Source organism: Microbacterium sp. M3 (assembly GCF_033548675.1).
GTDB classification, from domain to species: Bacteria; Actinomycetota; Actinomycetes; order Actinomycetales; family Microbacteriaceae; genus Microbacterium; species Microbacterium arthrosphaerae.
Genome location: NZ_JAWTZT010000005.1, coordinates 223,530 through 246,311, shown reverse-complemented (window position 1 = coordinate 246,311; position 22,782 = coordinate 223,530). Strand labels below are relative to the sequence as shown.

Here is a 22,782-nt window from a genome sequence, read left to right as displayed (position 1 = left end):
TCCGGTCCGTCCGACTTTCCGCAGTTCTCCGACTCCGTGGCGCGACCCGGCCGCAACGGGCCGGGGACACGAGCCCCTCCCCGCGGGACCCGGGCAACCACGAAGTCGGAGAAATCCTGCTGATCGGACCACCACGCCGCCTATGACCCGACGTTCCGCAGATCTCCGACTTCGTGGCGCTCGGGCGGCCTCGTCGCGGAGGTCTGCGCGGGAAGCCGAGGGGTCTCGGCATACGACCGCGGGGCGCGGCATCCGGAATAGAGAACGGATGCCGCGCCCCGCGGTCACGCGGCGCACGCCGCAGAGCGGCGGCGCGGGCGTCAGGCGGGCTCGGCGACCGCCGCCTTCACGAGCTGGGTGACCCGCTTCTGGACCTCGGGCGTCCACGAGATCACCGCGAAACCCACCGGCCACATGTCGCCGTCGTCCAGGTGCGAGGGCTCGTCGAAGTTGATCGTGGCGTAGCGGGTCTTGAACTTCGACGCCGGCTGGGTGAAGACGACGACCTTGCCGTCGGCGTTGGCGTAGGCCGGGAACCCGTAGAACGTCTTCGGCACGAGGTCGGGGGCGACCTCGCCCACCACCTTGTGCAGCCCTTCCGCGATGTCCTTGTCGGTGCCGTCGAGCTTGGCGATGGCCTCGAGCACCTGCTTGGTGCCCGCCTCGCGGTTCTTGCCCGCCTTCGCCTGGGCGCGCAGCTCCTTCGCGCGCTCCTTGACGGCTTCGCGCTCTTCCTGACTCAGTCCGTCGGTCGACGTCTTCCCGGCCATGTCTCTGCTCCTTGCGTTCGTGGGACCGCCGTGCGGCTCGTGATCTCACGCTATGACGCAGGACTCCGGCGTGCTTCTCCATTCCTGCTGGATGCCCACGACGGCACGATTGCCCGGTGCGGGGCTTGCGAATAGCCTTGCCACGCCGCCGCACCGGAAGGACCGCCCGTGACTTCGCCCGCCGACATGCACAGCATCTCGCCCGACACCCGCCACACCGTCGAAGACGTGCTCGAGTACGCGCGCCGCCGGGCCCTGTACGAAGACGTGCCGCTCGACAAGCCGCTCACCCCGCGCGACCTCGAGCGGCTGGCCTCCGGCTCGATCACGCCGGAGGGCATCGGCTCGCGCCGGGCGATCGCGCTCTTCGAGAACGTGCTCGCTCCCGCCTGCGTCTCGACCGACCACCCGGGCTACCTGTCGTTCATCCCCTCGGCACCGAGCAAGGCCTCGCTGGCGTTCGACGTCGTGGTCTCGGCATCCGCCATCTACGGCGGCTCGTGGATGGAGGGCGCCGGCGCGGTGTACGCCGAGAACGAGGTGCTGCACTGGCTGGCGCGCGAGTTCGGCATGCCCGCCGGCGCCGGCGGGGTCTTCGTGCAGGGCGGCACCATCGGCAACCTCTCGGCGCTGGTGACCGCGCGGGATGCCGCACGCCGCCGCGCGTCCGAAGCGGGGCGTCCTGCGCCCGCGCGCTGGGTGGTCGTCTGCAGCGCCGAGGCCCATTCGTCGATCGCGTCGGCGGCCGCCGTCATGGACGTGGACGTGGTCACGGCCGCCGTCGACGCGGACGGGCGGCTCCACGGCGAGGCAGTGACGCGCGCGCTGGACGAGCACGGCGACGCCGTCTTCGCCGTGGTCGCCACCGGCGGCACCACGAACTTCGGCATCGTCGACGACATCGCGGGGGTCGGCGCTGTCGCGCGCGAGCGCGGCGTGTGGTTCCACGTCGACGGGGCCTACGGCCTGGCCGCGATGCTGGTCGAGCGCATGCGGCCGGCATTCGCGGGCGTCGAGCTCGCCGACTCTCTCATCGTCGACCCGCACAAGTGGCTGTTCGCGCCGTTCGACGCGTGCGCGCTGATCTACCGCGAGCCCGAGCTCGCTCTCACCGCGCACACGCAGAAGGCCGAGTACCTCGACACCCTCACGGGCAAGCCCGACTGGAACCCGTCCGACCTCGCGATCCAGCTCACCCGTCGCGCCCGCGGACTGCCGCTGTGGTTCTCGCTCGCGACCCACGGCACCGCGCAGTACCGGGCCACGATCGAGTACGGCATCGACCTCGCGCGGCGGATCGCCGACGAGATCGACGCGCGCGAGGGGCTGTCGCTCGTCCGTGAGCCGCAGCTGTCGGTCGTCGTCTTCCGCCGTGAGGGCTGGACGCTGGCGGACTACGAGGCGTGGTCGGCCGAGCTCCTCGACGAGCAGCAGGCGTTCGTCGTCCCGAGCTCCCACCACGGCGAGCCGGTGCTGCGCTTCGCGATCATCTCGCCGCTCACGACCTTCGAGCTGCTGACCGGCATCCTCGACACTCTGCGCTGACGCCCCGCCGGTCCTGGCCCAGGCCCCCGGCCGCGAGACTGCACCCGACCGCCGAGACAGCGGGTATCCGCCGCAGTCTCGTCCGTCGGGTGCTGTCTCGCGGTCAGAGGGGAACGAGGGCACCGGGGGCGGCGCCGCGCGACGCACGTAGACTGGAGGCATCCGTTCTCGCTCGCGAGGACCCGCCCGCTCCGCAGGATCACCGTGACATCAGCCGCTTCCCGCACGTTCGACGTGCGCCACGTGCAGCTCGCGCGCGCCGCGTTCGCGGCGATCGCGGCCCTCATGATCACGTTCTCGCCCGACCACTCGGCCGCGGTCGGCAGCGCCGTCTTCAGCGGCTTCGCGATCGCCACGGGTCTGGTGCTGCTCCTCTCGGTGTGGCTGGTCTACCCGGTCGGGCGCCGCTGGCCGGCCGCCGCCCTCGGCGGCGTCACCGTCGTCGCCGGCATGGTGAGCGGCCTGTATCCCCTCCGCACCGTCATCGGCTACTTCGCCGTCGTGATCGTCTGGGCGCTCGTCGCCGGCGCGCTCGAGGCCATCGCCGGCTGGCGGGGCGGCTCGAGCCGCGGCCGCCGCGAGATCGCGCCGGGCGTCGCCGATGCCCGGCCCGAGCGCACCCCCTGGCCGCGCGCCGAGGCTCGCGACGCCATCGTGGTCGGCGTCGTGACCGCGCTGCTCGGCGTCGCGCTGCTGTTCGTCCAGCCGGCATACGCGCTGGACTACACGATCGAAGAGGCGCACCAGACGTTCACCCTCACCGGCATCACGATCGGCGTCGGGCTGTTCGGGGGATACGCCGCCATCGTCGCGGTGTACCTCGGCATCGCGGGGTTCTCGCCGCGCCCGGCCGATCCAGAAGACGCACCCTCGGCGCCGATCGCGCCCGCCACGGCCGAGGCCGCCGCGCCCGCCGACCCGAACCCGCAGAAGGACTCCGCGTGAGCCACGAAAGCCCCACCCGCCGCGACCTCCTCAAGCCCCTGCAGCTGCTCGGGCTCGCCTTCGGCGCCGCCCTCTTCGCTGGCGTCGTCACGCTGGTGTCGATGGGCTTCTTCCAGCAGCGCACCGCCGAAGAGGCGCAGGCCGCCGTCGTCACGGCGCTCGTCATCGCCGGCGTCAGCTTCATCGCCGTGCTGCTGATCGTGTCGCTGCTGCTCCTCGCCGTCGACCCCGCGCAGGTCACGAAGCAGATCGACAAGCCCGTCCTCTACGACGAGACCGCAGAGCCGCGCGACGGCGAGAATCCGGATGCCGCGGCATCCGGAGATCCGAAGGCCTGAGGTCGTCGCACCGCAACCGGACCAGTCGTCCGGTGCGTCGGTGTCCGTGGCTCCACCCGTTCGAATCGCGCACTTTGCACTTTCCGGGGCCGGAAAACCGCCAAGTGCGCGATTCGAAACCGAAGAGTCGACGTCAGCGGCCGGAACGCGCTCAGGCCTCCGGCGTCTCGACCACCAGGTATTCGTCGACGAGCTGCGCCGCGAGACCGTCGTACGTCGCGGGCGTGAGGGCCAGCAGGCGCTCCTTCGCCTCGTCGCCGATGTCGAGACCGCGCACGAAATCGGCCAGCTCGGGGGCGCCGACGCGGCGGCCGCGGGTGAGGTCCTTGAGGAGCGCGTAGGGGTCGCTGATCTGCGAGCGCCCCGCGGCGATCTCGGCACGCACCACGGTCTGGATGGCCTCGGCGAGCACCTCCCAGTTCTGGTCGAGGTCGGCCAGCAGCACGTCCTCGGCGAGCGAGATCTCCTTCAGGCCGCGCTGCAGGTTGTCGAGCGCGAGCAGCGAGTGGCCGAACGCGACGCCGATGTTGCGCTGCGTCGTCGAGTCGGTGAGGTCGCGCTGGAGGCGCGAGGTGACGAGCGTCTGCGACAGCGTCGCGAGCAGGCCGCCCGAGATCTCGAGGTTCGCCTCGGCGTTCTCGAAGCGGATCGGGTTGATCTTGTGAGGCATCGTCGACGAGCCGGTGGCGCCGGCGACCGGGATCTGCGTGAAGTAGCCGATCGAGATGTACGTCCAGATGTCGGTGGCGAGGTTGTGCAGGATTCCGCCGGCATGACGCACGCGGTCGTAGAGCTCGACCTGCCAGTCGTGCGACTCGATCTGGGTCGTCACGGGGTTGAAGTCGAGGCCGAGCGACTCGATGAACTCCAGCGAGATGCCCGGCCATTCGGCATCGGGATCGGCGGCGAGGTGTGCCGACCATGTGCCGGTCGCGCCGGAGAACTTCGCGAGGAACTCGCCGCCGGCGATCTGGGCGGCGACCCGCTCCAGACGCCACACGAAGACGCCGAGCTCCTTGCCCATGGTCGACGGCGTCGCCGGCTGGCCGTGGGTGCGCGAGAGCATCGGGGCGGCACGGTGCTCGATCGCCAGGGCCCGCAGCGCGGCGATGACCTGCTCGAGCTTCGGCAGCCACAAGCGCTGCACGGCACGCTGCACCGTGAGGGCGTACGACGTGGAGTTGATGTCCTCGCTCGTGCACGCGAAGTGCGTCAGCTCGGCGATCGCGTCGAGCCCCAGCGTCGACAGGCGGTCGCGCACGAGGTACTCGACGGCCTTCACGTCGTGGCGGGTGACCGACTCCTTCTCCGCGAGCCAGTCGATCTCGGCCTGCCCGAACTCCAGGTACAGCGCGCGCAGACGCGCCTTGTCGTCGTCCGCGAGCGGCGACGTGCCGAACAGCGACCGGTCGGTGAGGGCGATCAGCCACTCGACCTCGACCTCGACCCGGGCGCGGTTCAGGCCCGCCTCCGAGAGGTACTCGCCGAGCTCGCCGACGGCGGCACGGTACCGGCCGTCGAGGGGGCTGAGGGGCTGCGGAGGCAGAGAGGTCACGGTGTCTCCCGTCGGTCTCGGCGAACCCGGCGGCGCCTCGCATCGGGGCGGCCGTCGATCCGGTGTCAGGGCACCGGGCGGATGGCGGGTTCGAGTTGCCGGAAGAGCGCCCGGCTCGCGCTCTCGATCATACCGAGCACCTCGTCGAACATCCCGGGCCCCGCGTAGTACGGGTCGGGCACGTCGAGCGTGGTCGCGGCCGGGTCGAACGACATCAGCAGCGCGATCTTGTCGGCGTCGCCCTCGGTGCGCGCCCACCCGCGGAGGATCCGCTCATGGCTGCGGTCGAGTGCGACGACCAGGTCGCTGCGCGCGAAGTCGCCGTGCGTGAACTGCCGCGCGCGGTGCAGGCTCCCGTCGTAGCCGGCGCGCTCCAGCGCCTCGATCGTGCGCTGGTCGGCGCGCTCGCCGACGTGCCAGTCGCCGGTGCCCGCACTCGTCGAGCCGACGCGCGTGCCGAGGCCCGAGGCATCCGCGAATCCACGGAACACCACCTCCGCCATCGGCGAGCGGCAGATGTTCCCGGTGCACACGAACACGACGCGGAAGGGCGCCGAGTCGGTCGCAGTCATGAACTCCATTCTGGCCGAGCCGACACCGAACGTTAAGGATCTCTCCTCCTGGGGTCTTTCGAGGACGGATGCCGCTCCCCTAGCTTGTGACGGACGGGCATGCGATCGGCGTGCCCGTTTCCCTGCGCGGCCCACCGGCCGCCATGCTCCGTGGAGGTTCCGTGTCCCCAGCACACCGCCCGATGGCCGCATCGATCGCGGCCGTCTCGCTCGCCCTGACCGGCGTCGTGGCCTTCGCCGCGCCGGCGGCCGCGGCATCCGGTGATCTTTTCATCAGCGAGTATGTCGAAGGATCGTCGAACAACAAGGCGATCGAGATCTACAACCCGGGCGCCACGCCCGTCGACCTCGCCGCCTCCGGCTACAAGCTGCAGCAGTACTCGAACGGCAGCGCGTCGGCCGGACTCACGGTCACCCTCACGGGAACCGTCGCTCCCGGCGGCGTCTTCGTGTTCGCGCACTCGGGGGCGAACGCCACCATCCTCGCCCAAGCGGACCAGACGGTCGGTACCGGCCTGTTCAACGGCAACGACGCCGTGGCGCTGGTCAAGGGCACGGACTTCGTCGACGTGATCGGCCAGATCGGGAACGACCCCGGTACCCAGTGGGGAACAGGCCTCGCCTCCACCGCCGACAACACGCTGCGGCGCAACGCGAACATCGTGCAGGGCGACACGAACGGCTCCGATGCCTTCGACCCCGCCGTCGAGTGGACCGGCTTCGCCTCCGACACGGTCGACGGCCTCGGCTGGCACCTGACGCCCCCCGACCCCGAGCCCGAGCTCGAGGCGGACTGCGCCGCGACGCCGGTGACCATCGGATCCGTCCAGGGCCCGGGCGCCGCATCGCCCATCCAGGGACAGGACGTGCTGATCAAGGGCGTCGTCGTGGGCGACTTCCAGGCCGACGGCGGCTTCGACGGCTACTACGTGCAGGATGCCGGCGACGGCGACCCGGCCACCTCGGACGGCGTCTTCGTCTACGCCGAGGGCGGTGCCGACGTCGCCGTGGGCGACAGCGTCAGCGTCGCGGGCGAGGTCGCGGAGTACTTCGGCCTCACCCAGGTCGTGGCCGGCGATGTCGAGGTGTGCGCGACGGGGCAGGAGCTGCCGGCGCCGGCGGAGCTCACGCTGCCGGCGACGACCGCACAGCGCGAGGCGCTCGAGGGCATGTCGGTGACGCTGCCGCAGAACCTCGCGATCGGCGAGACGTTCGAGTACGGCCGCTTCGGCACCATCACGCTCACCAACGGGCGCCTCGACCAGCCGACCGCGGTGGTCGAGCCCGGCGCCGCGGCGAACGCGCTGGCAGCCGCGAACCTCGACAACAGCATCACGCTCGACGACGGCCGGGGCACCCAGAACCCCGACCCGGCCATCCACCCGGACGGCGAGGTGTTCACGCTCGAGCACTCCTTCCGCAGCGGCGACCTCGTGCAGAACGCCACCGGCGTGCTGGACTACCGCTTCGACACGTGGGGCGTGCAGCCGACCACCGGTGCCGACTTCACGGTCGCGAACGCGCGGCCGGCGGTGCCGGACGTGGGCGGAGACCTCAAGATCTCGAGCTTCAACGTGCTGAACTACTTCACCACGATCGACCCCACGCCGACGAACGACCGCGACGACGACCGCACTCGTGGCGCCGACTCGGCGGAGGAGCTGCAGCGTCAGCAGGACAAGATCGTGGCGGCGCTCGCCGCCATCGACGCCGACGTGTTCGGGCTGCTCGAGATCGAGAACAACGGCACCGCGGTCCAGACGCTCGCCGACGCGCTCAACGCGAAGGTCGGTGCGGGCACGTACGTGCCGGTGAACACGGGTGTCATCGGCACGGATGCCATCGCCACGGCGATCATCTACAAGCCGTCGACGGTCACGCCGGTGGGCGCGCACCAGCTGATGTCCAGCGCCGTGGACCCGACCTGGTCGGATGAGCGTCACCGCCCCGCGGTGACGCAGCGCTTCGCGGCGACCGAGTCGGGCGACGAGTTCGTCGTGTCGGTCAACCACCTGAAGTCGAAGGGCTCGGCGTGCACCGAGAGCCCCGACCTCAAGGACGGCCAGGGCAACTGCAGCGCCTCGCGCACCGCCGCGGCCACGGCGCTGACGAACTGGCTGAACACGACCGTGGCGCCGGACGGCCGCGCGATCGTGATCGGCGACCTGAACTCGTACGACCACGAGGACTCGATCGACGCCTTCGTCGCGGGCGGCTTCACCGACCTGGAGAAGAGGGACAACGGCGAGCACGCGTACTCGTACGTCTTCGACGGGCAGCTGGGGTACCTCGACTACGCGCTCGCGCAGCCCGCTCTCACCGCGGACGTGTCGCGGGTCTCGTCGTGGCACATCAACTCCGACGAGCCGAGCCTGATCGACTACGACATGTCGTTCAAGCAGCCCGCGCAGGACGCGCTGTACGCGCCCGACCCGTACCGGTCGAGCGATCACGACCCGGTGATCGTCGGGCTGAACCTGACGCCCGACACGACGGCTCCCACCCTCGAGGTGACCGCCGACGCCGAGACCGTGTGGCCGCCCAACAACAAGATGCGCACGATCGAGTTCTCGATCGACGCCGCCGACGACCGCGGCGACGTCACCGTCGAGCTGACCGACATCGAGGCGAGCACCGCCAAGGCGGACTGGGAGCAGATCGACGACGACACCGTCGACGTCAAGGCCGTGAAGGGTGCGGTCTACCGCCTCACCTGGACGGCGACGGATGCCGCGGGCAACACCACGATCGAGACGGTCGAGGTGTCGGTGCGCAAGTAGCCGCATCCCGAGAGTGATCCGGCCGCGGGCTCCGTCTCGCGGCCGGTGAGGGGCGTCGTTCCATCCGGAGCGGCGCCCCTCCTCCCCAGCCGGAGACCGCGCGGCGTTTTGAACAGATCGACCAGAGCGCCGGCCGGGGTCGCAGCGACGGCGTGAGGATCGACCCGTGACGCTCGCATACACCTCGCCCGCCGGCACGGCGGCGCAACAGCTGACCACGGTGGAGCGCCAGCTGGCGCTCCTCATCGAGAACCTGGCGGATGCCGCGCTCGTGGCCCGCGGACTCGCCGGCGCCACCGACTGGCAGGCGAAGGCGGCCACCGCCTTCCACGACCGAGCCACCCTGTGGGCCGGCGACGTCTCGGGGCTCAGCTGCCTGGCCGAGACCGCCCGGATCGACGCCGCCCATGCCCGCGACCGCGCGCTGTACGCCGAGGCCACGGCCGGGTTCACGCGCCCGGGCGGCATCCGATGAGCGGCGGGCTCGGTGCAGACCCGCTCGACCCCGCAGCCCCTCAGGCGGCGGATTCGCCCGGGGGAGGGCGCGACTTCGGCATCGGGCGCGTCAGTGAGGCCTGGCCGCGGGTGGATGACGGCCTGCAGATCCGCGGTGGCGGCGTGGTCGCGGTCGACACCGTGACGCTGCGCGAGGCGGCCGCGCGTTTCGAGGCGTCGGAGGGTGAGCTCGCCGACATCGGCGACAGCCTCGGGATCCTGCGGAACATGGTGCTGAGCACCGGCGCGGGAGCCTCCGACGCGGCGGCGTCCGCGGCGGCGCTCAGCATCCAATTGAACGCGGCGAAATCCGAGGCGCTCGCGATCGCCGCGGCGCTGCGCGAGGCGGCGCTCGCCTACGAGATCGTCGAGCTCCGCGCGGCGCAGCAGGCGGCGGTGCTGGCCGGCGACGCGAGCCTGGCCGACTCGCTGAGCGAGGCACTGGACGCGCTCGCCGAAGACCATCCCGACGCGTGGAGCGCGGCCCTCATGGCCGAGTTCGACCGCACCCTCGCCTGGCCCGGCGAACTGGTGCGCCAGTCGACCCAATGGGGCGTGAGCGCCGGCGAGCTCTTCAGCGGGCCGGGCGGGATCGTCGTCGGCGCCGGCACGGGCCTGCTCACGATCGGCGGAGCGGTGGTCGTCGGGACTGCCGGTGCCGGGCGCCACTGGCGGCACGACCGGCTGTCGGGCCAGGCGGGTCCGGTCACGGTGACGCCGGTGCCGGCCACGGCGCCGAACGTCTCGTCGTCGGCGCCGTCACTCGCGAAGGGATCGACGGTGGCGCCGCAGAGCCTGGTCGCCGTGACCGAGCGGATGCCGGGGGCCGGTGACTCACGGGTGCGGGTCGAGCGGTACACCATGCCCGACGGTTCCCGTCAGTACGCGGTGTACGTCGCCGGGATGCAGTCGGCGGGGATCGGCGGCGCCGACCCCTGGGACAACACCTCGAACGTCCAGCTGTACACGGGGCAGATGTCGGACTCGTACGCGGCGACCGAGGCGGCGCTCGCCGCGGCCGGCGCCGAGCCCGGCGACGTCGTCCACGCGTTCGGGCACTCGGCCGGCGGCATGATCGTGACCCACCTCGCGCTGGAGAGCCCGTACGACGTGCAGACCGCCGTCACGCTGGGGTCGCCGGTCGACGGCGACGTCGGACCGGGCACCCTCAGTGTCGCGCTGCGCCACACCGACGACCCCGTCGCCGCGCTCGCCGGCGGCGGGCACGGGCAGTCGGTCGGGGCGCCGGGCAGCTTCGTCGCCGAGCGCGTGTACGACCCCGACGCCGGCCTCGATGACGTCCAGGTGCCCGCTCACCCAGTGAGCGCCTACGCCGAGACGGCGGCGCTCGTGGACGCCTCCACCGATCCGAGGGTGGACGGCCTCCGCGACGTGTTCGGCGGGCTGGCCGAGGCCGAGGGGGTGACCGTGACCGAGTACGCCGCGACCCGCGGCACCGGGTGAGTCAGTCCTTGCGCGGTCGCAGGATGATGCCGAAGACCCAGTTGATGAGCGTGATGATGAGGGCGGCCACGACGCCCCACCAGAAGTCCTCGACCCGCAGGCCCCAGTTCCAGAAGCCCGTGAACCACGCCGTGAGCCAGAGCAGGAAGGCGTTGATCAGGAGGCCGATGAGGCCGAGGGTCAGGATGTAGAGGGGGAACGCCAGCACCTTGATGACGGTGCCGATGATGGTGTTCACCAGCGCGAAGATGGCGGCGACGATGAGGAGCGTCAGCACCAGCTGGAGCGTCTCTCCCGGCGGGAACGGGACGACGTAGACCTGGAGCGCCGGGATCAGGGTGACCACCCAGATCGCGAACGCGTTGACGACGACGCGGATGAGGAAGCCCATAGTGCGCCCAGTCTTCCACGGGCGTCCCGCTCGGCCAACGGAACGCGCCGCCCCGGGGAGGGACTGCGCCGGGGAGGGACTGCGCAGGGGAGGGACTGCGCCGGGGGACTGCGCTGAGGAGTGACTGCGCCGGCAGCCCTCAGGGCCGGTAGGCGGCCACCGGGGGCGCACCGGCCCGAGACGCGGCATCCGTCCCGCTCGTAGACTCGGCACGTGACCGACGCTCCCGAGATCCCCGTCCGCGTGCGCCCCGAGGTCGCCGCGCTGCCGCCGTACAAGCAGGGCCGGCAGGCCGGCGCCGATGCGTTCAAGCTGTCGAGCAACGAGAACCCGTTCGACCCGCTTCCGGGAGTGCTCGAGCGCGTGCAGGCGGCGACGGCACTGAATCGGTATCCGGATGCCACCGCCGCCCGCCTGCGCGAGCGCCTGGCCGAGCGCTACGGCGTCGGGTCCGACGCGGTCCACATCGGCGCGGGCAGCGTGTCGATCCTCGCGCAGCTCGTGCTGGCGACGTCGGGCCCGGGCGACGAGGTCGTCTACGCGTGGCGGTCGTTCGAGGCGTACCCGTGGCTCGCGGTCGTGGCCGGCGCCACCGCGGTGCAGGTGCCGCTCGCGGAGGGCGCACGCCACGATCTCGACGCGATGGCCGCGGCGATCACCGAGCGCACGCGCGCCGTCATCGTCTGCAGCCCCAACAATCCGACGGGCCCGGTCGTCACGCAGGCCGAGTTCGACGCCTTCGTCGAGCGCGTGCCGGCCGACGTGCTCGTCATCCTTGACGAGGCGTACAACGAGTTCGTCACGGCGCCCGACGCGGTCGACGGGCGCCGCGTGCTCGCCTCCGGCGCTCACCCGAACGTCGTCGTGCTGCGCACGTTCTCGAAGGCGTACGGCCTCGCGGCGCTCCGCGTCGGCTACGCGGTCGGCCACCCGCGCGTGCTCGACGCCGCCCGCAGCACCGCGATCCCGCTGTCGGTCACGGCTCACGGCGAGGAGGCGGCCCTGGCGAGTCTCGACGCCGAGGAAGAGCTGCTGGAGCGGGTCCGCGCGATCGCGGAGCGCCGCGACCGCCTCGCGGCGGGTCTCCGCGAGGCGGGCTGGGATGTTCCGGACGCCCAGGGCAACTTCGTGTGGCTGCCCGCCGGCGACGAGACGGCGGCGTTCGCCGCGACGTTCGAGGAGGCCGGCCTGATCGTGCGTCCGTTCGCGGGCGACGGCATCCGCATCTCGGTCGGCGAGGAGGAATCGGTCGAGAAGGTGCTGCGGATCGCGGCGGCGGTCTCGGCCTCGCACGAAGGATGAGGTTGTCGCTCGCGTGCGGTGGATCGCGGCATCCATTGTCGAACGCATGCAGAACGGCGCATGCACGGAGAGATAGCGTGAATTCATGATCCCGGACGACGACTCCGCCCTGGTGCGGTTTCTCGAGGCGGACGGAACGTTCGCGCCGAGCCCTGCCGCCGAACCGTATCGGCAGGCTGTCGAGGCTCTCGGAGACCGCGACCTCGAGACGTTCTACCGCGACATGGCGGTGATCCGCGCGTTCGACGTGCAGGCGACCAACCTCCAGCGGCAGGGCCAGCTCGCGCTGTGGCCGCCGAGCTATGGCCAAGAGGCCGCGCAGGTGGGCTCCGCCCGCGCCGCCCGCCCGCAGGACCACCTCTTCCCGTCGTACCGCGAGCACGTGGTCACGAAGATCCGCGGCGTCGACCCGATCGACATCATCCGGGTGATGCGCGGGCTCACGCACGGCGGGTGGGACCCGACCGACCCGAAGAACGGCAACACGCACATCTACACGCTGGTGCTCGGCTCGCAGACGCTGCACGCGACCGGGTTCGGCATGGGGCTCGTGTTCGACGGGCGCTGCGGCACCGGCGACGCCGAGCGCGACGAGGCAGTCATCGTCTACTACGGCGACGGCGCATCGAGTCAGGGCGACGTGCACGAGGCGATGGTGTTCGCGGCCAGCTACCGCACGCCCGAGGTCTTCTTCCTGCAGAACAACCAGTGGGCGATCTCGGTGCCGGTCTCGACCCAGTCGCCGTCGCCGCTGTACAAGCGCGGCGAGGGATACGGCATGCCGAGCCACCTCATCGACGGCAACGACGTGCTGGCCAGCTGGGCCGTGACGCGCGCGGCGCTCGACGAGGCCCGGGCGGGTGAGGGCCCGCGGGCGATCGAGGCGATGACGTACCGCCTCGGCGCGCACACCACGAGCGACGACCCCACGAAGTACCGCACCTCCGGCGAGGAGGAGTCGTGGCTGCGCCGCGACCCGATCGCCCGCATGAAGGCGTTCCTGCTCGGCCGCGGTGCGACCGAGGCGTTCTTCGCCGACGTCGACGCCGAGGCGGCCGCGCTCGCCGACGACGTCCGCACCCGCACGAACGCGCTGGGCGGGCTCCAGCCCGACGAGATGTTCGCGCACGTGTACTCCGAGCCCCACCCGCTCATGGACGAGCAGCGGCGGTGGCTCGCCGACTACGAGGCATCCTTCGAGGGAGGCGCATCGTGACCGACACCGACATCCGCTCGACGACGGAGCCCGCGACGCGCGCCGAGGCCGCGGCATCCGCCGTCCAGACCATGCCGCTCAGCCGCGCCATCAATGCGGGCCTGCGGGCGGCGCTCGCCGGCAGCGACCGGGTGCTGCTCATGGGCGAGGACATCGGCAAGCTGGGCGGCGTCTTCCGCATCACCGAGGGGCTGCAGGCCGAATTCGGCGAGCGGCGCGTGATCGACAGCCCGCTGGCCGAGTCCGGACTCGTCGGCACCGCGATCGGCCTGGCGCTCGCCGGCTTCCGCCCGGTGGTCGAGATCCAGTTCGACGGCTTCGTCTTCCCGGCCTTCGACCAGATCACCTCGCAGCTGGCCAAGCTCACGAACCGCCTCGAGGGCGCGGTGTCGATGCCCGTCGTCATCCGGATCCCGTACGGCGGTCACATCGGCGCCATCGAGCACCACCAGGAGAGCCCCGAGGCGTACTTCACGCACACCCCGGGCCTGCGCGTGGTGAGCCCGTCGACCCCGAACGACGGCTACTGGATGATCCAGGACGCCATCGCGTCGGCCGACCCGGTGATCTTCCTCGAGCCCAAGAGCAAGTACTGGCAGAAGGGCGAGGTCGACACCTCGGCCCGCGCGCTGCCGCTGCACGCGTCGCGCGTCGTCCGGCGCGGCACCGATGTGACGCTCGTCGGCCACGGCGCCATGGTGACCACCATGCTGCAGGCGGCCGCGCTCGCCGAGTCGGAGGGCACCAGCATCGAGGTCGTCGACCTGCGCTCCCTGTCGCCCATCGACTACGGCCCCATCCTCGACTCCGTGCGCCGCACCGGCCGCATGGTCTACGCGCAGGAGGCGCCCGGCTTCACGTCGCTCGGCTCCGAGGTCGCCGCCACCGTCATGGAGCGGGCGTTCTACGCGCTCGAGGCGCCCGTGCTGCGCGTGTCGGGCTTCGACACCCCGTTCCCCCCGGCCAAGCTCGAGGGCGCGTACCTCCCCGATGCCGACCGCATCCTCGAGGCCGTCGACCGTTCGCTGGCCTACTGACCCCCTGACCCTCCCTTCAACCGCGAGAGAACACCTGGTGGACGAGATGCAGGTTGCTTCCCTCCCTCTCGGCGACCCGCTGTACTCTCGCGGCAAGGGCGCTATCCGTTAGGACACCCATGAGCACGCAGACCTTTGTCCTCCCCGACGTCGGCGAAGGACTCACCGAGGCCGAGATCGTCCAGTGGCGCGTCGCGCCCGGCGACACCGTCGCCGTCAACGACGTGCTGGTCGAGATCGAGACGGCGAAGTCGCTCGTCGAGCTGCCGTCGCCGTTCGCCGGCACCGTGGGCGAGCTGCTCGCCGCCGAGGGCGCGACCGTGAACGTCGGTGCGGCGATCATCACGATCGCATCGAAGACGGATGCCGCAGCCCCGGTCACCGTCGGACAGTCCGAGCACGGCGAGCCCGCCGACGCTGCCGAGGGCGCCGGTGCGGTGCTCGTGGGCTACGGCACCGGCGGGCACGTGCAGTCGCGGCGCCGCAAGCCCGCGGTCGCGCCGGAGCAGCGGGTCGCGGCATCCGTCGGGGTCGTCGCCAAGCCGCCCATCCGCAAGCTCGCGCGCGATCTCGGGGTCGAGCTTTCGGCGGTCACCGCCAGCGGTCCCGCCGGCGAGGTGACCCGCGACGACGTGGTGCGACACGCGTCGCAGGCGAGCGTGTTCCGCAACATCCAGACGCCCGAGTGGGGCGACGTCCGCGAGGAGACCATCGCGGTCGGGGCGTCGGCGTCCGCGCCGGGCCCGGCGGCCGTGGCTCCTTCGACCCCGGCCCCCGATGCGGCCGGGCGCGAGGAGACCATCGCGGTCAAGGGCGTCCGCAAGGCGACGTCGTCGGCGATGGTGCAGTCGGCCTACTCGGCGCCGCACGTGTCGGTGTGGACCGACGTCGACGCCACGCGCACGATGGAGCTCGTCAAGCGGCTCAAGGCGTCTCCCGACTTCGCCGACATCCGGGTGTCGCCGCTGCTCATCATGGCGCGCGCCGTGATCTGGGCGGCCCGTCGCACGCCGATGGTCAACGCCGCGTGGGTGGATGCCGAGGGCGGCGCCCAGATCCGGGTGCGCCGGTACGTCAACCTCGGCATCGCCGCCGCGACACCGCGCGGACTGCTCGTGCCGAACATCAAGGACGCCCAGGACCTGTCGATGCGCGAGCTCGCGCGCGCGCTCGAGAAGCTCACGCTGACGGCGCGCGAGGGCAAGACGACGCCCGCCGACCAGCACGGCGGCACGATCACCATCACGAACATCGGCGTCTTCGGCATGGACGCCGGCACCCCGATCATCAACCCCGGCGAGGCGGGCATCGTCGCGCTCGGCACGATCCGCCAGAAGCCGTGGGTCGTCGACGGCGAGGTGCGCCCGCGCTACGTGACCACGGTGGCCGGCTCGTTCGACCACCGCGTGGTGGACGGCGACGGGATGTCGCGCTTCATCGCCGACGTCGCCTCGATCCTCGAGGAGCCCGCGCTCCTGCTGGATTGACGCGCGGGCGCGACGTCGGAAGTCTTCGGCGCCCCGCCCGCTCCCGCGCCTCTCCTCTCGGCGTGTCCGGCATGCGTTCCGCTCTGGTGTGCGGCGACTCGGCCAGATTTGAGAACGATTATCAGTAGCGTTAGAGTCGAGGGATGACCTCGAAGCGACGTTCTGCGATCCTGCTCGGCCTGGCGGCGGCATCCGTCCTCACCCTCGCGGGGTGCGCGGGCGCGCCGGCCGCCGGTGGAGACGCGGACGACGCGACGCTGTCGGTCGTCGCGTCGACGAACGTCTACGGCGAGATCGCCTCGGAGATCGGGGGCGGCCTCGTCGACGTGACCTCGATCGTGTCGAACGCCTCGCAGGACCCGCACTCGTTCGAGCCGAGCGCCCGCGACCAGCTCGCGGTGTCGAAGGCCGACCTGATCGTGGAGAACGGCGGCGGTTACGACGCGTTCATCGACGCCCTCATCGAGTCCAGCGGCAGCGAGGCGCCGGTCGTCACCGCCGTCGAGCACTCGCACGACTGGCCCGAGAACGAGGGTCACGACGACCACGCCGACGAGGCCGGGGCCACCGAGGCCGCCGACGAGCACACCGAGGAAGAACACGACCACGACCACGGCGATCACGGGCACGTCGAGGGATTCAACGAGCACGTCTGGTACGACCCGCACACGATCGTGCACGTCGCCGAGGCGATCGCCGTCGAGCTCGGCGAGCTGAGCCCCGAGAACGCCGAGACCTTCACCGCCAACGCCGAGGCGTTCGTGGCGGAGGTCGAGGGGCTCGAGGCATCGCTCGCAGAGATCGGTGCCGCGCACGGCGGCGAGCAGGCCTTCGTGACCGAGCCGGTGCCGGTGTACCTGCTCACGGCGGCCGGGCTCGAGAACGCCACGCCCGACGCCTTCAGCGAGGCGGTGGAGGAGGGGCAGGATGTCGCCCCCGCGACGCTGCTGGAATCGCTCGCGCTCCTGCGCGACGGTGCCGTGAACGTCGTCATCACGAACGCGCAGACCGCCGGGGCCGAGACCCAGCAGATCGTCGACGAGGCCGAGGCCCTCGGCATTCCGGTGATCGCGTTTTCGGAAACGCTCCCGGAGGGGGAGACTTACATCTCGTGGATGCAGGCGAACATCGAGGCGCTCAGCGCAGCGCTGCAGGCGTGACGCCCGCTTCACGCGCCTCGGCACGACCGGTCGTCCTCAGCATCCGCGACGCCGCCCTGCAGCGCGGCGACCGCGAGCTGTGGTCGGGCCTCGACCTCGACGTCCACGCGGGCGAGCTCGTCGCCGTGCTGGGTCCGAGCGGATCGGGCAAGACCACACTGCTGCGGGCGGTGCTGGGCCTCGAGCCGCTGTCGCGCGGCGAGATCACGGTCGACGGCACGCCGGTGGGGCGCCCGGGCAATCGCAGCATCGGCTACATCCCGCAGGCACGGCCGCTGCCCCGCGACACGTCGCTGCGCGGCCGCGACCTCGTGACGCTCGGCGTCGACGGGCACCGCTTCGGCTTCCCGATCCCGCGCCGCGGCGACCGGGCACGCGTCGATGCGCTCATCGACGCCGTCGGCGCGCGCGACTTCGCCGGCCGGCCGGTGGGCCTGCTGTCGGGCGGCGAACAGCAGCGGCTGCGCGCCGGTCAGGCGCTCGCCGACGACCCGTCGCTGCTCCTGTGCGACGAGCCGCTCACGAGCCTCGACCTCGCGAACCAGCAGGCGGTGATCGGCCTGATCGACCGGCATCGCAAGGAGAAGGATGCCGCGGTCCTGCTCGTGACGCACGACATCAACCCGCTGCTGGGCAAGGTCGACCGCATCCTCTACATCGCCAACGGCCGGTTCACGCTCGGGACGCCGCAGGAGGTGCTGCGCTCGGACGTGCTGACGGCGCTCTACGGCGCGCACGTCTTCGTGCTGCGGGCGGGCGACCGCCTCGTGGTCGTCGGCGCACCCGATGCCGAGGCATCCCATCACCACCACGACCACGGGGTCGACGAGTGAGCGGGGCCGGCGCATGAACGGGAGCGACATCGCGGACGCGATGTTCGGCGGGCTGCCGTTCTACGGCGAGATCCTGGCGCTCGTGTCGAACTCGGTGTGGGCGGGCGCCGCGCTCGGGCTCGTCGGCGGTCTCATCGGCGTCTTCGTGATGCAGCGCGACATGGCCTTCGCCGTGCACGGCATCAGCGAGCTGTCGTTCGCGGGCGCCGCGGCTGCGCTCCTCATCGGCTGGGACGTCGTCACCGGCTCCATCGTCGGCTCGCTCATCGCCGCCGCGCTCATCGGCGTGCTCGGCGCGAAGGCCCGCGATCGCAACTCGATCATCGGCGTGCTGATGCCGTTCGGGCTGGGTCTCGGCATCCTGTTCCTCTCGCTCTACGACGGCCGCAGCGCCAACCGGTTCAGCCTGCTCACCGGGCAGATCGTCTCGGTGCAGACCGGACAGCTCGGCTGGCTGATCGGCATCGGGGTACTCGTGCTGCTGGGCCTGCTGCTGATCTGGCGGCCGCTGCGCTTCGACTCGCTCGACCCGCAGTCGGCGGCGGCGCGCGGCGTGCCGACGACGGCCGTGTCGCTCGCGTTCATGCTGCTGCTCGGGCTCATCGTCGCCGTCGCCGTGCACATCATCGGCGCCCTCCTCGTGATGGCGCTGCTCGTGACCCCCGCCGCCGCGGCGATGCGCATCGCGTCGGGGCCGCTGTCGGTGCCGCTGCTGTCGGCGCTGTTCGGTCTCGTGTCGGCGGTCGGTGGCATCCTGCTCGCGATCATGGGCACGCTGCCGGTGAGCCCGTACATCACGACCATCTCGTTCGCGATCTACGTGGTGTGCCGCATCGCCGGCGCGCGCCGCGGTCGCGTCACGCGCGCGGCCGCCGCGGCGGCGCACTGACCCGGGCGCCCGGCCGATGCACAGGACCCCTCGGTAGACTCGGAAGCATGGCCCAGCGCAATACGTGGCAGCGTGAACGCGTGCGCGAAGCGCTCTCCGACGCCCGCGGATTCGTCAGTGCGCAGACGCTGCACGCGACCCTTCGCGACGAGAACACCGGCATCGGCCTCGCCACCGTGTACCGCGCGCTCGCCGGCCTCGCCGCCCAGGGCGACGCCGACTCGCTGCAGAGCCCCGAAGGCGAGGCGCTGTACCGCGCCTGCACCAGCACCGGCCATCACCACCACCTGATCTGCCGCTCCTGCGGACTCACCGTCGAGATCGAGGCGACGGACGTCGAGCAGTGGGCGCATCGCACCGCCGAGCGCCACGGATTCCGCGACGCCGAGCATGTCGTCGACATCTTCGGGCTCTGCGGATCGTGCGCCGCAGCCCGGGATGCCGAGCGTGACAAGGACTGACCCCGCAACCCGCCCTTCGCGGTCCGGCGGCTCGCCGGCTCCCCGGCACACCCCGCGCACAGCGCGGCTCGAGCCCACGCCGCTGGCGCGTGCGCTGGTCTGGCTGGGCGTCGGCGTCCTCTTCGTCGCGGGCCTGTTCCTCATCGACTGGCTCGCCCCGTCGCTGTACCCGGCGACGCTCTCCACACGCGCACAGGATGGTCTGACCCTCGCGATCAGCGTGCTCATCGAGTCGCTGCCGTTCGTCGTGCTCGGCGTCGTGCTGTCGATCGTCGTGCAGGTGTGGGTGCCACCGGGCCTCATCGAGCGATGGATGCCGCGCCGCGCGTGGGCTCGTCGCGCCATGCTCTCCTTGCTCGGCATGATCGTGCCGGTCTGCGAGTGCGGTAACGTCCCGTTCGCGCGCGGCCTCCTGATGCGCGGATTCTCGGTGCCCGAGACCATGACGTTCCTCATCGCGGCGCCGATCGTGAACCCCATCGTGATCATCACGACGCATCAGGCGTTCGGCTTCAGCGACGGCATCCTCGTCGCACGCATCCTCGGCGGCTACGCGATCGCGAACCTCATCGGCTGGCTGTATTCGCGGCATCCGTCCCCCGACGCGCTGCTCACCGACCGCTTCCGCGACACGTGCGAGCTGGTGACCCACGAGCCGGGCGGCAAGGGGCGCCGCACGCTCGCGCAGTTCGTGGTGGAGCTGCGCGCCGTCATGCCGGCGCTCGTCATCGGCTCGGCGCTGGCCGGGGCGGTGCAGGTGCTGATCCCGCGCGACGCGCTGCTGGCGATCGGGTCGAACCCGGCGCTGTCGATCGTCGCGATGATGGCGCTGGCCATGGTGGTGTCGATCTGCTCGAACGTCGACGCGTTCTTCGCGCTGTCGTTCGCCTCGACGTTCACGCCCGGGTCGATCGTCGCGTTCCTGCTGGTCGGGCCGCTCGTCGACGTGAAGATGCTCGCGCTCATGCGCACGACGTTCACCTGGCGCACGCTCGGCGGCATCGTCGTCGTGGTGGTGCTGTCGGCCTTCGCGATCGGGACGGCGGTGAACCTCCTTGCGTAAGGCGCAGTGGCTCGGAACGCGGTGGCTGGGCGTCGGGCTCGCCGCGGTGCTGGCCGTGGTCACGATCTCGCTCGCGGTGACCGGACGGCTCGGGCTCTACATCAACCCCGACTCGACGTGGTTCGCGGTCTCGATGGCGGTGGTGGTGCTGATCGGCACCGTCGCGTCGTTCGCGCTGCCGCTCGGCGCGGAGGCCGACCATGGCCACGACCACGGAGACCCGAGCCACGCCCACTCTTCCCACGCCCCTGCCCCCGTCCTTTCCCCCGCCCTTTCCCCCGCCCGTCCGCCCGCAACTTCCCCCGCGAGTCGCCAAGACACGCCGGACGACCGGCGCGGGCTCCGGCGTGTCTTGGCGAGTCAGGGGATGGGGGACGCTGTTGAGGGGCAGGGACACGGGTCTGCCGGCGAGCACGTCCACCACACGCCGCACCCCCTCGCGGTGACTGCGACGGTGGTCGGCGGGGTCGCGGCATCCGGTGTCGTCCTTCTGACGCTCGTGCTGCCGCCCGCGTCGCTCAGCGCCGAACTGGCGATGTCGCGCGACGTCGGCGCCACACCGCTGTTCGGCGGCGCCGACACGATCCAGCTCGCCTCGACCGGCGACACCGGCTCGTTCGGCGTCGGCGAATGGGCGACGGTGTTCGCCACGTCGACCAACCCCGACGCGTTCGACGGCGACACCATCGAACTCACCGGGTTCGTCACGCCCGGCGACGACGACGCGTTCGACCTCACGCGCCTCGTCATCACGCACTGCGTCATCGACGCGCAGCCGGCGAGCCTGCCGGTCGTGGCGGCCGACATCCCCGCGACCGGGCAGTGGGTGACGATCAGCGGCACGGTGCAGTCGTCGTCGGACGGGCGTCTCGTCGTCGACGCCGAGTCGGTCGATGAGATCGCCGAGCCCGAGGACCCGTATGAGTACTGACGGCGCCACGCGCCGCGGCCGCTCCCGGCGACGCCGCGGGCGCGCGTTCGCAGGCGCTTTCGCCATCGTCGTGGGGGTGCTGGCCATCATCGGCCTGGCGGGTGCGGCGGCGAGCGTCGCGCAGGGGCCGCGTGTCTCGCAGGTGTCGGTGGATCCGGCGGCGGCGGCCGCGGCATCCGGATCCCGGCTGATCGTCACCACCACCCAGACGCTGGCCGAGGTCGACGCCTCGCAGGTGACCATCACGCCGGCAACCCCGTTCGCGGTCGACACGTCGGGGCGGAGCCTCGGCGTGCGCTTCACGCTGCCGCTGTGGGACGACACCGAGTACACCGTGACGATCGACGACGTCGCGTCGCTGGGCGGCGGCCCGACCGCCACGATCACCGAGACCTTCCGCACTCCTCCGGCCGAGGTCTTCCTGCTGCAGCGCGACACGCCGAGCGGCGACGACCTCATCTACCGCAGCGACCTCACCGGCCAGAACGCGGTCGCCGTGTTCCGCCACCCCCACATCGAGGACTTCCGCGCCACGGCCGACCATCTGGTGGTGTCGGTGCGCACCGACGACGACCTGCCCGGCCTTCTCGTCACCGATCTCGACGGCGGCGACGAGCACGAGCTGCCGCTGCCGGTCGAAGACGGCGCCGACGGCTACCTCTCCAACCTGCAGAGCGCCGACCGGGGCGAGCGCATCGGCTACACCTTCTCGGATGCCGAGCTCGACGCCGACACCGGCCGCGAGAGCCGGCTGTTCACCGCCTCGCTCGGCGAGCCCGACGCCGAGCCGACGCCGATCGAGGTCGAGGGCGCCGACCCCCGCGTCGCGGAGTGGCGGTTCGTGCCCGACACCGACAGCATCCTGCTGCTGTCGTTCGACGGATCGCTGCTGCTCACCGGCTCGGGCGCCGACACGTCCGCGACGGCGCTCGGCGCCGCGATCGCCATCGACGGCATCGCGCGCGGATCGAGCGAGACCGTCGTCGATCGCCTCGAGCAGTCGGCGGTGATCGACCTCACCGACGCGAGCGAAGCGCCGCTGGTCGCGCCCGACGTCGAGCTCGGGGGCACGACGTCGGTGACGCCGCTGCCGGACGGCTCGACCATCCGCACCGCCGCGGTGCTCGACGCGGGCGGCGTGCCGACGGGACGCACCTCGGTGGCCCTCGTCGACGCGGACGGCGCGACGAGCATGCTCACTGAGATCCCTGAGACGGATGCCGTGATCCAGGTCTGCGTGTCGCCCAGCTCGCGGTACGTCGCGGTGATGGTCGCGCCCGACGCCGTGTCGAATCCCTACGACACCTACCAGCTGCCGCTGCCCGAGAAGCCCGAGACGCGCATCCTCGAGGTGGCGGGCGGCGAGCCCGTCGTGGCCCTCAACGGCTCGTCGATCTCGTGGTGCCAGGTGCCCCCGCGCTAGGCGCCCGCCCGGGCCGCGGCATCCGTTCGCGTCCCTTGCGTTCGTCGCGTCCCTGCGTTTCGTCGCGTCCCTCGCTCGTGCGTCGGCCCCCGCTCGTGCGTCGGCCCCCGCTCGTGCGTCGAGAT

General features: G+C 71.7%; 21 protein-coding genes. 17 read left to right on the top strand and 4 right to left on the bottom strand.

What is annotated here, in order from left to right:
- Positions 1 to 320: 320 nt before the first annotated feature.
- Positions 321 to 770, bottom strand: a complete 450-nt coding sequence (locus R8Z57_RS15620; RefSeq protein ID WP_318354701.1) for a hypothetical protein — start codon at positions 768 to 770, stop codon at positions 321 to 323.
- A gap of 168 nt (positions 771 to 938) precedes the next feature.
- Between R8Z57_RS15620 and R8Z57_RS15615 the strand changes: the two genes are divergently transcribed.
- The 3 genes from R8Z57_RS15615 (at position 939) to R8Z57_RS15605 (ending at position 3,598) form a co-directional block, all read left to right on the top strand.
- The gene (locus R8Z57_RS15615) at positions 939 to 2,315 is read left to right on the top strand and encodes a pyridoxal phosphate-dependent decarboxylase family protein (protein WP_378722492.1); all 1,377 of its coding nucleotides are present in this window, start codon (positions 939 to 941) and stop codon (positions 2,313 to 2,315) included.
- Positions 2,316 to 2,519: 204 nt separating this feature from the next.
- On the top strand, positions 2,520 to 3,260 hold the full coding sequence (locus R8Z57_RS15610) for an acyl-CoA synthetase (RefSeq protein WP_318354700.1): 741 nt from the start codon (positions 2,520 to 2,522) through the stop codon (positions 3,258 to 3,260).
- Positions 3,257 to 3,598: an amino acid transporter gene (locus R8Z57_RS15605; RefSeq protein WP_318354699.1), complete on the top strand. Its 342-nt coding sequence runs from the start codon at positions 3,257 to 3,259 to the stop codon at positions 3,596 to 3,598. The genes R8Z57_RS15610 and R8Z57_RS15605 overlap by 4 nt, the downstream gene beginning before the upstream one ends.
- Positions 3,599 to 3,749: 151 nt before the next feature.
- Here the strand turns inward: R8Z57_RS15605 and purB are convergent, their stop codons facing one another.
- Both purB and R8Z57_RS15595 read right to left on the bottom strand, forming a co-directional pair.
- Entirely contained in the window at positions 3,750 to 5,153 is a 1,404-nt protein-coding gene (gene purB / locus R8Z57_RS15600; protein ID WP_318354698.1) for an adenylosuccinate lyase, read from the bottom strand.
- A 65-nt stretch (positions 5,154 to 5,218) separates the two neighbouring features.
- Positions 5,219 to 5,725 (bottom strand): low molecular weight protein-tyrosine-phosphatase, encoded by a 507-nt coding sequence (locus R8Z57_RS15595; protein WP_318354697.1) that lies wholly within the window; start codon positions 5,723 to 5,725, stop codon positions 5,219 to 5,221.
- A 182-nt stretch (positions 5,726 to 5,907) separates the two neighbouring features.
- Here R8Z57_RS15595 and R8Z57_RS15590 point away from each other — a divergent pair, with 182 nt between their 5' ends.
- The 3 genes from R8Z57_RS15590 to R8Z57_RS15580 all read left to right on the top strand — a co-directional run bounded on the left by R8Z57_RS15590 (position 5,908) and on the right by R8Z57_RS15580 (position 10,464).
- Positions 5,908 to 8,505, top strand: a complete 2,598-nt coding sequence (locus R8Z57_RS15590; protein WP_318354696.1) for an ExeM/NucH family extracellular endonuclease — start codon at positions 5,908 to 5,910, stop codon at positions 8,503 to 8,505.
- 166 nt (positions 8,506 to 8,671) lie between these two features.
- Complete coding sequence (locus R8Z57_RS15585) at positions 8,672 to 8,980, top strand: hypothetical protein (protein WP_318354695.1); 309 nt, start codon at positions 8,672 to 8,674, stop codon at positions 8,978 to 8,980.
- The gene (locus R8Z57_RS15580; RefSeq protein ID WP_318354694.1) at positions 8,977 to 10,464 is read left to right on the top strand and encodes a hypothetical protein; all 1,488 of its coding nucleotides are present in this window, start codon (positions 8,977 to 8,979) and stop codon (positions 10,462 to 10,464) included. The genes R8Z57_RS15585 and R8Z57_RS15580 overlap by 4 nt, the downstream gene beginning before the upstream one ends.
- 1 nt (position 10,465) lies before the next feature.
- Here R8Z57_RS15580 and R8Z57_RS15575 read toward each other — a convergent pair whose 3' ends face one another.
- Entirely contained in the window at positions 10,466 to 10,855 is a 390-nt protein-coding gene (locus R8Z57_RS15575) for a phage holin family protein (RefSeq protein ID WP_318354693.1), read from the bottom strand.
- 213 nt (positions 10,856 to 11,068) lie between these two features.
- Between R8Z57_RS15575 and R8Z57_RS15570 the strand changes: the two genes are divergently transcribed.
- The 11 genes from R8Z57_RS15570 (at position 11,069) to R8Z57_RS15520 (ending at position 22,657) form a co-directional block, all read left to right on the top strand.
- On the top strand, positions 11,069 to 12,157 hold the full coding sequence (locus R8Z57_RS15570; protein ID WP_318354692.1) for a histidinol-phosphate transaminase: 1,089 nt from the start codon (positions 11,069 to 11,071) through the stop codon (positions 12,155 to 12,157).
- Positions 12,158 to 12,242: 85 nt separating this feature from the next.
- On the top strand, positions 12,243 to 13,373 hold the full coding sequence (locus R8Z57_RS15565) for a thiamine pyrophosphate-dependent enzyme (RefSeq protein ID WP_318354691.1): 1,131 nt from the start codon (positions 12,243 to 12,245) through the stop codon (positions 13,371 to 13,373).
- Positions 13,374 to 13,444: 71 nt separating this feature from the next.
- Positions 13,445 to 14,410 carry an alpha-ketoacid dehydrogenase subunit beta gene (locus R8Z57_RS15560; protein ID WP_318354758.1) on the top strand — a complete coding sequence of 322 codons (966 nt, stop codon included), beginning with the start codon at positions 13,445 to 13,447 and terminating at the stop codon, positions 14,408 to 14,410.
- A gap of 119 nt (positions 14,411 to 14,529) precedes the next feature.
- The gene (locus R8Z57_RS15555) at positions 14,530 to 15,897 is read left to right on the top strand and encodes a dihydrolipoamide acetyltransferase family protein (RefSeq protein ID WP_318354690.1); all 1,368 of its coding nucleotides are present in this window, start codon (positions 14,530 to 14,532) and stop codon (positions 15,895 to 15,897) included.
- 143 nt (positions 15,898 to 16,040) lie between these two features.
- On the top strand, positions 16,041 to 17,057 hold the full coding sequence (locus R8Z57_RS15550) for a metal ABC transporter solute-binding protein, Zn/Mn family (protein WP_318354689.1): 1,017 nt from the start codon (positions 16,041 to 16,043) through the stop codon (positions 17,055 to 17,057).
- Positions 17,054 to 17,890 carry a metal ABC transporter ATP-binding protein gene (locus R8Z57_RS15545; RefSeq protein WP_318354688.1) on the top strand — a complete coding sequence of 279 codons (837 nt, stop codon included), beginning with the start codon at positions 17,054 to 17,056 and terminating at the stop codon, positions 17,888 to 17,890. Before R8Z57_RS15550 ends, R8Z57_RS15545 begins: the two co-directional genes overlap by 4 nt.
- A gap of 13 nt (positions 17,891 to 17,903) precedes the next feature.
- Positions 17,904 to 18,779 carry a metal ABC transporter permease gene (locus R8Z57_RS15540; RefSeq protein ID WP_318354757.1) on the top strand — a complete coding sequence of 292 codons (876 nt, stop codon included), beginning with the start codon at positions 17,904 to 17,906 and terminating at the stop codon, positions 18,777 to 18,779.
- A gap of 47 nt (positions 18,780 to 18,826) precedes the next feature.
- Entirely contained in the window at positions 18,827 to 19,240 is a 414-nt protein-coding gene (locus R8Z57_RS15535; RefSeq protein ID WP_318354687.1) for a transcriptional repressor, read from the top strand.
- Positions 19,227 to 20,303 carry a permease gene (locus R8Z57_RS15530; RefSeq protein WP_404810353.1) on the top strand — a complete coding sequence of 359 codons (1,077 nt, stop codon included), beginning with the start codon at positions 19,227 to 19,229 and terminating at the stop codon, positions 20,301 to 20,303. The genes R8Z57_RS15535 and R8Z57_RS15530 overlap by 14 nt, the downstream gene beginning before the upstream one ends.
- Positions 20,296 to 21,234, top strand: a complete 939-nt coding sequence (locus R8Z57_RS15525) for a TIGR03943 family putative permease subunit (protein WP_318354686.1) — start codon at positions 20,296 to 20,298, stop codon at positions 21,232 to 21,234. The genes R8Z57_RS15530 and R8Z57_RS15525 overlap by 8 nt, the downstream gene beginning before the upstream one ends.
- Entirely contained in the window at positions 21,224 to 22,657 is a 1,434-nt protein-coding gene (locus R8Z57_RS15520) for a hypothetical protein (protein ID WP_318354685.1), read from the top strand. Before R8Z57_RS15525 ends, R8Z57_RS15520 begins: the two co-directional genes overlap by 11 nt.
- Positions 22,658 to 22,782 lie beyond the last annotated feature (125 nt).